The organism is uncultured Methanobrevibacter sp. (genome assembly GCF_937898925.1).
GTDB lineage: Archaea > Methanobacteriota > Methanobacteria > Methanobacteriales > Methanobacteriaceae > Methanobrevibacter.
In genome coordinates this window covers 1-12858 of sequence record NZ_CALDKF010000013.1, presented here as the reverse complement: position 1 = coordinate 12858, position 12858 = coordinate 1, and the positions used below count along the sequence as shown (strand labels likewise).

Here is a 12858-nt window from a genome sequence, read left to right as displayed (position 1 = left end):
TTTTCCATATTTAACCTAAATATAAACGGATATTAAATAAAATAAATTAAAAAATATCGATAGTTAAACATTTATTCTAAAGACATATAAACCTTTCTTAAAAATAAATTTTAATTAAAGCCATGAAAATTATTAAAAATTGATTTTAAGACTTAAATATCACTAATTAAGAATAAAAATAATTTACAACATTTCTTTATTAAAAATAATCAAATTTTATTCTTAAAACTTAAAAAAACCAACAAAAATTAAATAAAAATAAAAACTATCGTATATTTCTTTATTTAATGAATAAATATCATTTTATAAGTATTTAAATAAAATATAATCAAATTTAACTTTAATAAAATAAATATTCCCAATAATAAGCCCATTAAATAAAAAAAAAGATTATATGGATTTTTTAAATAGAATATAAAAAAATTATATTATCCCATAATTTATATGATTAAAAATTTCTATTTAAAATCCTTTTTAAGTCATTTTAAATTCAAAACAAAAGTTTTTGAATAAAAATAATGGTTTATTTGAAAAAAGGAATGAAATAATTGATGATATCACCAATCAATTAATTATTCAAAAAATAGTAAGCAAATATAAAAATTCAGAAAAAAAAAGTAAAAAAAGAAAAAAGAGAAAAGAGATTAATGAACTTCAGTAAATTCCTTATCGTCTTCTCTTTCTGGAATAAGTAAATTAAGAACTACACCAACAATTGCTGCAAGAGCCATACCGGAAATGGATACAGACAAGTCCCCTTGAACAAGGGATAAGGTAGCTCCACCTAAACCTAAAACCAACATGGTAGCTGCTACAACAATGTTCTTATTGTTGTTGAAGTTCACTTCCTCTTGAATCAAGAGCTTTACCCCATTAACTGCAATGAATCCGTAAAGGAGAATTGCCACCCCACCAATTACAGGGTTAGGCATAGCTGCAAGAAGTGCAGTTAAATGTCCAGAGAATGCAAATAGTATTGCAAAGACTGCAGTCAAACCGATTACATAAATGGATGCAACTCTTGTCAATCCTACAACTGAAGTGTTTTCACCATAAGTTGTGTTTGCAGGACCACCAATGAATGCTGCAACGAAAGTAGCAAGACCATCACCAAAAAGGGTTTTGTTTAAACCAGGATCAGAAATCAAGTCACGACCAATGATTTCACCTAATACCTTATGGTCCCCTACATGCTCTACCATAGTTACAAGAGCAATTGGAACAATTGTTAAAAGAGCTGCAGGATTGAAGCTATAGTTTACAAATGGCATATAGAAATCAGGAACTTCAAATACGCTAGCTGCAAAGAATCCTGAGAAGTCAACCATGCCTAAGCAAGCTGCTACAGCATATGATACAATAATACCAATCAAGAAAGGAATAACCTTAAGCATTCCTCTACCACGAATAGCTATTACAGCAGTTGTCAAGAATGCAACAAGTGCAACAATAAGGTTATTGATTGGAATTGCAGCTTGATCAAGACCAATTTCCTGAATCGCAGTAGGAGCCAAACATAAACCAATAACCATAATCATAGGACCTACAATTACTGGAGGAAGTAACTTGTTAATCCATTCATTACCAGTAATTCTGATGATTATAGCAATAGCCATATACACTAAACCTACAACCATTAAAGCTGAGAAAATACTTGACTTACCTCCAATAGCAAATCCTGCAATCATAGGAGCAATAAAAGCAAATGAACTTCCCAGATATACCGGACTTCTATTCCGTGTAACAATTACATAAAGAAGTGTACCTATCCCTGAAGCAATCAAAGCAACTGGAACAGATAGCACAGGTTCGCCAACAGTGGTGTTTACTACGATTGGCACTAAGATTGTAGCACCAAAAATAGCACATAAACGTTGAAGGGATAATAAAATCAACTCAAAAACAGGAGGCTTATCCCATAAACCATAAATCATATCACTATCATTTTCACTCATTATATCACACTATAATCTAAAGAATTAATAATCTAATTAATTAATAAGAATTATAAAAAAACAAATAAATCAATTCAACATTTATTAATTAATTTATTACCATAAAATATATTTATTAATCCCATTATTAAAACTTTATTAAAAATTTTGAACAGAGGGTGTTTTTCAATAAAATAAATGAATTTTTTATAAAAAATAGTAAAAAAATAATTAAAAAATGAACTATTGCTAAATAATTAAATACGAATTAATGAAAAAAGGAATCAAATGTTAAAATAAAATTAAAAATAGAAAGAATAAATAATGGTGAAGAAGTGAAAAATAAGAGAAATGAAAATTTTAAAAATTAGTTCTCATTGATAAAATCATCTAATGATTTGCCTGTAAAGTGGAAAACATCCCAATCCTTTTCTTCCGCACCAATGGACCTATAGAATTCCTTGCTTGGTTCATTCCATTCAAGACAAGTCCATTCAAATCTTCCATAACCTCTTTCCTTTACAATCTTAGCAAGTTCCCTAAGCAGTGCCTTTCCATAACCTTTTCCACGATATTCAGGGTCTATGAAAAGATCTTCAAGGTGCATATTGACATTTGCAATGTAAGTTGAAAAGCTTAAGAAGAAAAATGCAAATCCTATTTCTTTACCGTCTTCAAGAGCAAAAATGACTTCTGCCTGATTCTTATCGAAAATCCAATACTTTAAAGCTTCTTCAGTAGCTATAACTTCATCTAATCTATGCTCATAATCTGCTAATTTCTTAATGAATTCCAAGATTAAAGGAACATCTTTTTCTTCTGCATTTCTAAATGTTAATTCTGGCATGAATAAATCTCCACATTCAATAAAAAAAAAAATTTAATTTAATTTATTTAATTTATTTAATTTATTTAATTTATTTATTTAATAATTATAATTTAATCTAACAAATCATTCAAAGCATTTTCAAATTTATCAGTAATCGCTTCCCAATCATTGGACTTGACATATTCTCGTCCTTTTTTGGAAATCTCTTCATATCTTCCTTCATCAAGAATCTTCTGAGCAGTTTCCAAAACTTTCTCTGCCTTTTGGACATACTCAATTCCGTTTCCATAACCGAACTCCTTGGAAATTCCAGGAAGCTCTGTTGCTATAACCACCTTTTCCATAGCCAAATACTCATAGAGCTTTATTGGAACTATATCCTGCATGATTTCCTCATCAATATAAGCTGGAAGAAGACAGAAATCTGCAGCTGCCAAAAATTCGGGAATCATTTCATATGGCTGCTTGCCTGTAAGTATCAATTGGTCACCAAGGTCATACTCCTCTTTTATCTGAACCATCTTGTCATAGGCATCACCATCACCTACAATGAGAATCTTCATATTAGGATACTTTTCCTTGTTCTTTCCAAGTTCAATGGCCAATTCCTTCATACCTGCAAATTCATAAATCCAACCCATAAAGAAGAGAACTGTGTCATTTTTGCCTATGTTATATGTATTTCTTATATTTGAATCATCAAGTTGAGGGTCAAAGTCATTTAAATCAATTCCAGCATCAATTAAAATGGTTTCATCAGGATTACTACCCAAATCTATTGCCAGTTCTTTAAGCTTTTGATTGATAGTAATCACAAGGTCAGAACGCTCTATTGCCTTCATGTTGACTTTCTTTCCAAATGACTGAAATGTCTTTTCAGGAATAAGTGCATAAAGAACATCAATCAGGTAGTATACAAATGGAATATTACGCTTATTGGCAAGTTTTGAAGCAGAATATGCATTAAGCAAACCCAAACCCATAATTACATCTGGATTGAATTCTTCAATTTGCCTTTTGATTTCCTTTTTATGAGTATAATATAATGACATGTAGTTTAAAACTGGTTTTTTAATGAAAGAAGGTCTAATCACTTGAATGTCTGCTTCTGGTTTTACTTTGAATACATTATCATGAACTTCCCTTTTGAACATAAATCCATCAGGGTCTTCCTTAGGCCAATCAATTGGATAGTCAATTACTTTTACCTCATGTCCACGAAGTACCATACGATCCATTAAATGGTGTTGCTGATGGGGATTTCTCTTTAACCAGTCTGATTCTTGAACTACTAATATCTTCATAAACTCACCAAAAATTCCAAAAAGAAATTATTATTTAAATTTATATTTATTAATAATTTATAATTTTTTATTTAAATACATAAAGATTATAAAAAAGTTTTTTAAAATCAAATTATAAATAAATATTATCAAAGAAAAAGAATAAAAAATTTTAAAATATTAAGGGATATTATGAGAATTTGTCTTTATGGTGCTGGAAGCACTAGTATAAAATCCAAATATACTGAAGAATCATACAAATTAGGAGAGGAAATAGCTAAAAGAGGACATACTCTTGTATTCGGTGGAGGATCTACAGGAGTTATGGGAGCTGTATCCAAAGGAGCAATAGACAATAATGGAAAAGTAATAGGAATTGCACCTGAATGGATGGAAGATTTTGAAGGAATCTGTAGAGATTGTGATGAATTCATTTATACAGAATCCATGGATGAGAGAAAAAAGCTATTTTTAAAAAATTCAGACGCTTTTATAATAGCTCCTGGAGGAATAGGAACCCTTGACGAATTCTTTGAAATTATTGTATTGAAGAAATTAAAACAGCACAATAAAAAGATAATACTCTTTAATCTCTTCGGTTATTATGACCCAATGTTAGAAATGCTTGATTTTATGTTAAAAGAAGGAGTCGTTAGAGAAGAGATTGATAAAAACACTTTTAAAATAGCAGATACACTTGAAAGAGTTTTTGAATTATTGGATATAAAATAGGTTAAAATAGAAAAAATAATAATAAATCAATTGAAATAAAAAAAAATATTAGAAAATAAAAATGAAAAAAAATAAAAAATTAAAAAGAGAATAATTAAAGATTATTCTTCTTTAATTGATTTTGCTAAAGCTTTACCTCTTTCAAAGCACTCATCCAATACATCACTATCCGGCACAAAAATTGCTTCATAACTATCACATACATCAAAACCTGCATTTTCAAGCTCTGCTGTAAGTTTTTTAATAGCTCCTCCAGCCCATCCTTTACTACTGAATACCAAAGCTTTCTTAAAGCTGCCAGTTCCTTTAAAGTTTAAGCAATCTAACCAGTACAAAGTAGATCCGATTCTTGGATAAGGCTTGTTCATCATAGTAGGTGCACCTAATGCAATAGCTTTACTTTCTAAAACATCATGAACTATCTCATCAGGAGTGTTTTCCTGCATGAAATATAAAACACATTCCACACCTTCACTCATTATCCCTTCAGCAATGGCATGTGCCATTTTTTGAGTGCTGTGATGCATTGTATCATAAATCACTGTTATTTTATCTTTACAGACACCACTAGCCCATTTTTGATAAGCCTCTACAATTGGCCCTGGATTTTTCCAGATTTGACCATGACATGGTGCAATCATCTTTACTTGTTCCAATATTCCCAAATCGTTTAATTCATCAAATTTTCGAGTTAATGTCATAGAACCTAAAACTACAAGATTTGCATAGAATCTTTTTGAGTGGTCCAAAATAAATCCTAAGTCATAATCTTCAGCATATCGTTTAGATAAAGCTAAATGTTGTCCAAATGCATCATTAGAGAATAAAATACCTTCTTCCATATACATTGTAAACATACTATCTGGCCAGTGTAACATCGGAGCTGATACAAATGCTAATGTTTTTCCACCTAAATCAAGAGTATCGCCAGTTTTTACAACATTCATATCATATCCTCTGAAATCATGGAACTGTGCCTGTAGAAACTCTTCACATTTTTTACTGCAGTAAAGCTCTGCATCAGAGAATTTATTAACGGTTTCCCATAGACAAACGGTATGATCCATTTCACTGTGGTTTTGAATAAGGATATCTATCTTAACTTCATCCTTACCTTCTTTTGCAAATGCATCTTCAATTCTTGCAAATAATTGATTTGACATTCCATGCTCTACATTATCAATTAATGCTACTTTCTCATCACCGAATACTAAATAACAGTTGTAAGTTGAACCGGGAATTCCAAAACCGTGGAAACTTCTTCTATCCCAATCGATTGCTCCTACCCAGTATACACCGTCTGCAATTTTAAAAGATTCTGCTTTCATATTAACACCTAATAAATTAAATTTTTAAAAATCCGAATAACCTTACAAAGTTTTTTAAACTAAAAAATGAAAATTAAATAATTTTAAAAATCAATCATACAATTTATTTACTACTTCCAAAGCATGATTAAATGGAATCATTCCGGAGGTTAAAAGAACCACTTTCAAAACATCCATCATTTCATCACGACTAATATCAAGCTCTTTTTTAGCTTTAGATGCTTGTTTCAAGAATGAAGAGCTTTCATGATTAGTTGCAGAAATAGCTATTGCAATTAATTTTTGAGTCCTATAATCCAAAACATTTGCATTCCAGATATTCTTATCTAAATTCTCAATAGACTCATATAGTTCAGGGTCTTCTTTTTTAATTTGGCGAATCCCCTTACCAAAAAACACTTTCTCTCCCATGATTTAACATCCGAAAATAGAAAAACTAATAGAATTTAGAAAATAAAAAATTATTCAAACACTTTATTTGCTATTTGCAAAGCCTTATTGAATGGTTGCATACCTGAAGTCAACAATACAACTTTTAAAACATCAACCACTTCATCACGAGTGACACCTAATTCCTTTTTAGCACTCATGATTTGCTTTTCAGTTGCACGGCTGTCTGCATTGGAAGCTGCAATTCCAATGGCTATTAACTTTTGAGTCTTATAATCCAATGCTTTTCCATTCCATACAGCATCATTTAAAGTTACAATAGCTTGGTATAATTCTTCATCTTCCTCTTTTACCCTTTCCATACCTTTTCCATAAAATACTTCCTCTTTCATATAAAGAACTCCAAAAAATAGTTATATAAAATAATAAATAATAATTTATTCTGAAAAATATTTAATGTTTTTGTCACTTTTTGAGGGTAAAAAGTAAAATTAAGGTTGGCAAACCTTGCATGGTTCATAACCTTGGCTAATTGCATCAGATCTGCTCTTGAAAGTGACCTTATTCTTTTCAGAAATCTTCTTTCCCCATCTGCATGTAGTGTAATGGAACTTATGACTGTTTGCACTGGCTATATAAGATCCAGAGGAACTGGATGAAGAGTCTCCACTGTTTGAAGAGCTATATGAACTTACATAATGGGAATATCCATCTGAATTAGGTGCCCAATCATATGGATAGAACTCACTTGGAGGCATATACATGATTTCAGCAAGACCTTCCCTTAAAAGCATTTCATTCAAGTTCTTGCCATCTACAATAACAACAGCCAAATATCTTCCGTACTTATCAGTATACTTTGAATCATCAATGTCTAAGCTTACCTCCTTATTCAAGCATAATTTCTGAACAAAACGTTTAGAGCAGATATAACCTTCCACTCCTCTTTCCGGAGTATTCACCCCTACAAAACGCACTTTTCCAAGACCATCAACTTCAATGGTATCTCCATCAGTTACATAAGTGCATAATCCAGTGAATTCCGGTTGGCAATCTGTATCATCAAACTTGTTTAGGATATCATCATTTGACATATCAGAATATTTGGAAAAAGGAATATCATGAGTGAATCCAGTTCCAGTATAAGCTGATCCTGCAGATATAATGGAAAATCCTAAAATAAAAATAATTAGTATGATTAATAAATTTCTACCTTTTAACTTCATATTAATCCCCCTTTATTCAAATAAATGAAAAATTTATTCTAAAATAATTAATATTATTATATTATTGGAAATATATAAAATTTATCTTTAATGGAAAATAAGATTATGAAAAGAATTAATAAAAAAGGAGAAATAAAAAATAATTAAATTAAAAATAATTAAATAAAAAATAATTAAATAAAAAATAATTAAATAAAAAATAATTAAATTAAAAATAATTAAATTAAAAATAATTAAATAAAAAAGAATTTAAAAAATAAATTAAAAAGATAATTCTAGTGTTGAAAATGAAAATGCCTGAAAAGATTGATACAATCATGTTTGCACCTTGTGGAATGAACTGCAAGCTATGTATAAAACATTTATCGGAAAGCAACCCATGTCCAGGATGCCTTATTGATAGCCCCAATAAGACCAAGAATGCATTGAAATGTAAAATCAAAAAATGTCTTGAAACAAAAAGAGTCAAATATTGTGGCAGATGCAGTGAATTCCCTTGCAAGCTCATCAAAAAGCAAGACAAGAACTATAAGAAACGATACAATTTTTCCACATTAGACAATGCAAAAAGAATCACATACACTGGAATAAACAAGATCATGTTGGAAGACAGCATTAATTGGAAATGTGAGTCTTGCGGAGGAATTATAAGCATTCAAGAGCATATCTGCAGTGAATGTGGATTGGAAGGTGATGATAAGTAATTACTTTTTCAATTAAAGGATAATTGAAAATAGAATAAAAAATTATAAATTATATTAAATATTAAAATATATTGTACAAAACTTATAATAAAAAAACTTTAATGATTAAATAGTGATAAAATGGCACGTATTGAATGTCCTAGATGTGGAAAAGTAAACGATGGAACTACCGATTTCTGCATTTACTGTGGGACTATCTTTGAAGAGTATAATCCGGAAGATGAAGATTTTAATATATTCACCATCAGTAAGAAATCCAATTATGGAATGGGTTCAAAATCCACAGGAGAGATCTCATCTGGAAATGGAAATTACAAGTGGATGATTATCATAGGTTACCTATTTGCAATATTAGGCAGTGTGCTAGGTTTTATTTTTGCCATTTATCTAGTAACAAGAAAAGATTCAAATGCTAGAAAACATGGATTAGTTCAATTAGTGGTTTTAATAGCTGAATTTGGTCTAATCGGTTTTTTAATATTCACTGGTCAAATGGATCCTAACATTATCTTAAATCCATTTAATACTACCAATATGACTAATATGACTCAAATGTACAATTCAAGTGCATTTAATATGAGCAGTTCAGGTAATTTATCCAGTTTATTTGGTTTTTAAATAAACATTTTCTTTTTTATAACAAAAATAACTCTTTTTAAAAAATATTAAAAAATAAAAAAAGAAAATAAGTATTAGCTCTTTTTTAAAAAAAAAAAAAAACAATTTAAAAATAAAAATAAAAATAAAAAAAGTAAATAATTAAAAGAGAATTAGAACTCTGCATCTCTTTCAATGTCTTCCCAGTTGTCAGTAAACCAGCCATAAACTCTTTCTAAACCATCATCAAATGAAACGGTTGGCTTATAACCGAGAATGTCTTTTGCCTTATCAATGGAAGATAATAATTTGGTTTTTGCATCCCAATTACGTCTTGCCACATAAGCGATTCCTTCAGGGTTTCCAGTTAATTCATTAACCTTATTTGCCATGTCAATTACTCTGTGATCCTTACCGGAACCAAGGTTAATAGCTTCTCCAATAGCTTCCTCTTCAATTCCCATAGCTAAAAGACCGTTTACAATATCTCCTACAAATGTCCAGTCTCTTGTTTCAGATCCATCACCAGTAATTGGCAATGCCTGTTTTGTCATGGACCAATAGAAGAAGTTAGGAATAACATTTCTGTATTTTCCTGGAACTTCACCAGGACCGAATACATTGAAGAATCTTGCATTCACAATAGGCATGTCATATAAGTTATGGAAGTAATTAGTGTATAATTCACCAAGCAATTTAGTTACTTGGTAAGGGGTGTGCAATGAAATTGAAATGTCATGCTCTTCAAATGGCATTTTAGAGTCTAAACCATAAACTCCACAGCCAGAAGAGGAATATACGAATCTTTCCACCCCGGTAAGCTGTGCATATTGAAGAACTTTCAAGATACCAATACCATTTACCATCAAATCGGTTTCTGGATTATCCACACTGTTCTGGTTAGCAAAGTGAGCAGCTAAATGGAACACATAATCCGGTTTCATTTTAAATACACGCTTAAGCTCTTCATCATCAAGGATATCTCCTTGAACAAGCTCAACATTGTCATTTGTAGGTACGTTCCATTCATAAGCAGAAGACATGTTATCAAGGATTATTACCTTTTCTGCTCCAAGTTCTGCCAATCTTCTGGTTAAGTTGCTTCCAACACAACCTGCTCCACCAGTTACTAAAATGGTTTTATCTTGATATTCGTTATATTTAGACATAAAAATCACTTCAATAGTCAATAATTAGTTAAATCATAGTTTAAATTAATTAAAAAATAATTTTAATAGTTTATATGTTATAAAATATGTTTTTATTATTAATAAAATTATTTAATGGAATTAATAATAGTTATTAAAAATTATAAGAGAAATCCAAATAAAATTTAATTAAATTTAAATAATAAATGAGAATATATTAAAGATTAAGTCATAATTTTAGAGGGTGATAAAATGGATCTTGGTCCTGAAGAATTTTTAATTTATGAAACTTATTTTGAAAATGATGAAGATAATGTAAACAGGAATGAAGGATGCTGCAGCACTTTAATAGTTCTTGCCGTGCTTTTTATAATCGTTAATGTATTGATTGTATAGAACTCTTAGATAAGGAATAAAAAAGGTTAAAAAATGAGTGTATTTGATTATATCTGCCATAGAAGACCTGAAAGAAGCTTCTTTTATAAAGGAAAGCAATTTCCTGTTTGTGCAAGATGCACAGGGTTTTACATTAGCGGAATAGCTAGCATAATCCTTATAAATCTCTTCCCTGTTCCATATAGCTTAACAACACTACTTTTAGGAATCATTCTTTTAATCCCATGTGCAATAGATGGATTCACACAGCTATTTGAAATGAGAGAAAGCAATAACACTCTAAGATTTATTACAGGAATCCTTGGAGGAGTGGGATTAATCTTAGTCTATGAAATCATGATAGAATTTTTTGTATTCAATTTCTTATAAAAAAGGTCTAAAATAGATAAAATTAGATAATATAATAGAAAATAAAAAAATAAATATAGAAAAAATAGAAAATAAAAAATTAATAAAAAAAGAAAAAAAGGAGAAATTTAAAAATCTAAAGAGATTTTAAAATATTAACGTCTTGCACGACCTACTTTACGTGCAATAACAAGTTCTCCAACTGAAATAAGACCTGCAAAGAACTTTTCAAGTCCACCAGTTGCCCAAATTGCTTCACCAAATGTAGCATTTTCAATATTTTTCTCATACTCTTCAGCAGTGATTTTTACACCAGTTGTTCTTGTACTGATTTTAGCGGAAGCCTCCATCAATTCATCCCAACTGACTCCTCTAAGCTCTTTTTCCATAGCTTTGTAAATCTTATTAACTTTAATGTCATATAATGAAGACATTGAATCTACAATATCTACAGATCTGGTTACACCAATTACCTGATTCTCATCATTGATAATAGGAATACTGATTAATTTATTGTTAGAAGCTGCAATAACAACATTTCTTGCAGGTTCATTTTCACCAATGGTCATGATTTCCTCAACAGGACTCATAACATCTGCAATGCTTGTTTTGCCTTCACGTAATCCTTTGGTTATGTTGAATGAAGTAATCCAACCTTCCAATTTCATGTTTTCATCTAAAACAGGAGCAGTAAACCTTTTATACTCTTCCATTTTTAGAGAAACATCTTCGATAGTATCATTTTTTGATACATAAACAAATTCCTTATCCATCATCTCTTTAGCTTTCATTTTAAACACTTCTCCATAAGATTTTAAAAAATCTGTAAAAATAATCTATTTATTCAATTTTTTTATTTAAACTAAAATTTTCTTATTAAATTTTTAATCATCTAAAACTAAATTTAAAGCACCAACAGGGCATCTAGAACTGCATTCCTTACATCTTATGCATTTATCATTATTGAGGAAGATTTCCCCATCAACAACCTTGATTGCTGCAACAGGACAGTTGTCCTCACACAATTCACAAGCTACACAGATATCCTGATTGACATCAATGTGACTGTAAATCACTACTGGACCTAAGTCCCTTTTAAGGTTAATTGCTCCTTGGATACATAAGTTAGCACAGGATCCACAACCGCAACAACGGTCTTTGTCAATATAGGAATACACATATCCATCTTCAGAGTCAATAGCTCCAACACTTGGACATGTCTCTCCATGCTCTTCTATGAATTCTTTAGTTCTAAGTGATATTGCATTGGTTGGACAGTATTTTAAGCAAGAGCCGCATCCAATACATTCTTTACGATTTATGGAAATTTCTTCCATTTTAAGAATTCTATGAGGAACCTTGATTTCCTTTAATGTATATTCTACAGAATCATCTTCCTTAATGACTGATTCAGCATCCCATACATAAATACATGAAACAGGACAGGTTTGAGCGCAAATCTCACATTGCACACAATCTTCACCGATTTTAGCTTTCTTAAGCCAGGTGGAAGAACTGATTACATTAATAGGACATTCTTCAACACAAAGATTGCATCTAACACAACGAGGTGAAATGGTTATTAGCTTTTCCTGATTGTTGAAATCATGAATGTCTACATTAAAGTCTTCAATATCTTCATCTAAATCTACAGATTTAAGAGTGATTTCCCTCTCTAAGGTTTCAATCTGCTTTTTTAGTTTAATTTCCATATTTTTATCCCCATAGATAAATTTTATACAATTTACTCTATAAGCAAATTTTTTTAATCTTAAATTTCACTAGTATAAAAACATTATTATGATTATATATCTTTTAAATAATTTAAATAATTTATTATATTAAATAATTTTTTTATGCAAAAATTTTTCATAATGACTGTGTAAACTCTTCCAATTCCTCTAAACTAGGCAATCCGGAAATGCCAATGGCTTGAACGGATT

General features: G+C 30.2%; 15 protein-coding genes. 5 read left to right on the top strand and 10 right to left on the bottom strand.

What is annotated here, in order from left to right; genetic code table 11:
• Window positions 1-644: 644 nt before the first annotated feature.
• The 3 genes from Q0409_RS00975 to Q0409_RS00965 form a co-directional block, all read right to left on the bottom strand.
• Window positions 645-1955 carry a uracil-xanthine permease family protein gene (locus Q0409_RS00975; RefSeq protein WP_298534112.1) on the bottom strand — a complete coding sequence of 437 codons (1311 nt, stop codon included), beginning with the start codon at window positions 1953-1955 and terminating at the stop codon, window positions 645-647.
• Window positions 1956-2301: 346 nt separating this feature from the next.
• Window positions 2302-2781 (bottom strand): GNAT family N-acetyltransferase, encoded by a 480-nt coding sequence (locus Q0409_RS00970; RefSeq protein ID WP_298534111.1) that lies wholly within the window; start codon window positions 2779-2781, stop codon window positions 2302-2304.
• Between the two features lie 92 nt (window positions 2782-2873).
• The gene (locus tag Q0409_RS00965; RefSeq protein WP_298534110.1) at window positions 2874-4067 is read right to left on the bottom strand and encodes a glycosyltransferase; all 1194 of its coding nucleotides are present in this window, start codon (window positions 4065-4067) and stop codon (window positions 2874-2876) included.
• Between the two features lie 171 nt (window positions 4068-4238).
• Between Q0409_RS00965 and Q0409_RS00960 the strand changes: the two genes are divergently transcribed.
• Window positions 4239-4778: a TIGR00730 family Rossman fold protein gene (locus tag Q0409_RS00960; RefSeq protein WP_298534109.1), complete on the top strand. Its 540-nt coding sequence runs from the start codon at window positions 4239-4241 to the stop codon at window positions 4776-4778.
• Between the two features lie 101 nt (window positions 4779-4879).
• Here the strand turns inward: Q0409_RS00960 and Q0409_RS00955 are convergent, their stop codons facing one another.
• The 4 genes from Q0409_RS00955 to Q0409_RS00940 form a co-directional block, all read right to left on the bottom strand.
• Window positions 4880-6106 carry an FprA family A-type flavoprotein gene (locus Q0409_RS00955; RefSeq protein ID WP_298534108.1) on the bottom strand — a complete coding sequence of 409 codons (1227 nt, stop codon included), beginning with the start codon at window positions 6104-6106 and terminating at the stop codon, window positions 4880-4882.
• Window positions 6107-6196: 90 nt separating this feature from the next.
• Window positions 6197-6505, bottom strand: coding sequence for a carboxymuconolactone decarboxylase family protein (locus Q0409_RS00950; RefSeq protein ID WP_298534107.1), 309 nt, complete (start codon window positions 6503-6505; stop codon window positions 6197-6199).
• Between the two features lie 62 nt (window positions 6506-6567).
• Window positions 6568-6888: a carboxymuconolactone decarboxylase family protein gene (locus Q0409_RS00945; protein WP_298534106.1), complete on the bottom strand. Its 321-nt coding sequence runs from the start codon at window positions 6886-6888 to the stop codon at window positions 6568-6570.
• A gap of 99 nt (window positions 6889-6987) precedes the next feature.
• Window positions 6988-7722: a thermonuclease family protein gene (locus tag Q0409_RS00940; protein ID WP_298534104.1), complete on the bottom strand. Its 735-nt coding sequence runs from the start codon at window positions 7720-7722 to the stop codon at window positions 6988-6990.
• A gap of 287 nt (window positions 7723-8009) precedes the next feature.
• Between Q0409_RS00940 and Q0409_RS00935 the strand changes: the two genes are divergently transcribed.
• Complete coding sequence (locus tag Q0409_RS00935; RefSeq protein ID WP_298534102.1) at window positions 8010-8426, top strand: DUF3795 domain-containing protein; 417 nt, start codon at window positions 8010-8012, stop codon at window positions 8424-8426.
• A 120-nt stretch (window positions 8427-8546) separates the two neighbouring features.
• Window positions 8547-9044 carry a zinc ribbon domain-containing protein gene (locus Q0409_RS00930; protein WP_298534100.1) on the top strand — a complete coding sequence of 166 codons (498 nt, stop codon included), beginning with the start codon at window positions 8547-8549 and terminating at the stop codon, window positions 9042-9044.
• Window positions 9045-9196: 152 nt separating this feature from the next.
• On the opposite strand, the gene Q0409_RS00925 is transcribed toward Q0409_RS00930, so the two are convergent.
• A complete protein-coding gene (locus Q0409_RS00925; protein ID WP_298534098.1) occupies window positions 9197-10192 on the bottom strand; it encodes an NAD-dependent epimerase/dehydratase family protein in 996 nt (331 codons plus the stop codon).
• A gap of 231 nt (window positions 10193-10423) precedes the next feature.
• Between Q0409_RS00925 and Q0409_RS00920 the strand changes: the two genes are divergently transcribed.
• A complete protein-coding gene (locus Q0409_RS00920) occupies window positions 10424-10567 on the top strand; it encodes a hypothetical protein (protein WP_298534096.1) in 144 nt (47 codons plus the stop codon).
• Window positions 10568-10600: 33 nt separating this feature from the next.
• A complete protein-coding gene (locus tag Q0409_RS00915) occupies window positions 10601-10936 on the top strand; it encodes a DUF2085 domain-containing protein (RefSeq protein ID WP_298534094.1) in 336 nt (111 codons plus the stop codon).
• 134 nt (window positions 10937-11070) lie between these two features.
• Here Q0409_RS00915 and Q0409_RS00910 read toward each other — a convergent pair whose 3' ends face one another.
• The gene (locus Q0409_RS00910; RefSeq protein WP_298534092.1) at window positions 11071-11706 is read right to left on the bottom strand and encodes an HPP family protein; all 636 of its coding nucleotides are present in this window, start codon (window positions 11704-11706) and stop codon (window positions 11071-11073) included.
• A gap of 93 nt (window positions 11707-11799) precedes the next feature.
• On the bottom strand, window positions 11800-12627 hold the full coding sequence (locus Q0409_RS00905; protein ID WP_298534090.1) for a 4Fe-4S binding protein: 828 nt from the start codon (window positions 12625-12627) through the stop codon (window positions 11800-11802).
• Window positions 12628-12858 lie beyond the last annotated feature (231 nt).

What these genes read in the sequence shown, in the direction of transcription:
- Q0409_RS00975 (WP_298534112.1), bottom strand. Translation starts at nt 1,955, where the DNA reads ATGAGTGAAAATGATAGTGATATGATTTATGGTTTATGGGATAAGCCT.
- Q0409_RS00970 (WP_298534111.1), bottom strand. Translation starts at nt 2,781, where the DNA reads ATGCCAGAATTAACATTTAGAAATGCAGAAGAAAAAGATGTTCCTTTA.
- Q0409_RS00965 (WP_298534110.1), bottom strand. Translation starts at nt 4,067, where the DNA reads ATGAAGATATTAGTAGTTCAAGAATCAGACTGGTTAAAGAGAAATCCC.
- Q0409_RS00960 (WP_298534109.1), top strand. Translation starts at nt 4,239, where the DNA reads ATGAGAATTTGTCTTTATGGTGCTGGAAGCACTAGTATAAAATCCAAA.
- Q0409_RS00955 (WP_298534108.1), bottom strand. Translation starts at nt 6,106, where the DNA reads ATGAAAGCAGAATCTTTTAAAATTGCAGACGGTGTATACTGGGTAGGA.
- Q0409_RS00945 (WP_298534106.1), bottom strand. Translation starts at nt 6,888, where the DNA reads ATGAAAGAGGAAGTATTTTATGGAAAAGGTATGGAAAGGGTAAAAGAG.
- Q0409_RS00940 (WP_298534104.1), bottom strand. Translation starts at nt 7,722, where the DNA reads ATGAAGTTAAAAGGTAGAAATTTATTAATCATACTAATTATTTTTATT.
- Q0409_RS00935 (WP_298534102.1), top strand. Translation starts at nt 8,010, where the DNA reads ATGAAAATGCCTGAAAAGATTGATACAATCATGTTTGCACCTTGTGGA.
- Q0409_RS00930 (WP_298534100.1), top strand. Translation starts at nt 8,547, where the DNA reads ATGGCACGTATTGAATGTCCTAGATGTGGAAAAGTAAACGATGGAACT.
- Q0409_RS00925 (WP_298534098.1), bottom strand. Translation starts at nt 10,192, where the DNA reads ATGTCTAAATATAACGAATATCAAGATAAAACCATTTTAGTAACTGGT.
- Q0409_RS00920 (WP_298534096.1), top strand. Translation starts at nt 10,424, where the DNA reads ATGGATCTTGGTCCTGAAGAATTTTTAATTTATGAAACTTATTTTGAA.
- Q0409_RS00915 (WP_298534094.1), top strand. Translation starts at nt 10,601, where the DNA reads ATGAGTGTATTTGATTATATCTGCCATAGAAGACCTGAAAGAAGCTTC.
- Q0409_RS00910 (WP_298534092.1), bottom strand. Translation starts at nt 11,706, where the DNA reads ATGAAAGCTAAAGAGATGATGGATAAGGAATTTGTTTATGTATCAAAA.
- Q0409_RS00905 (WP_298534090.1), bottom strand. Translation starts at nt 12,627, where the DNA reads ATGGAAATTAAACTAAAAAAGCAGATTGAAACCTTAGAGAGGGAAATC.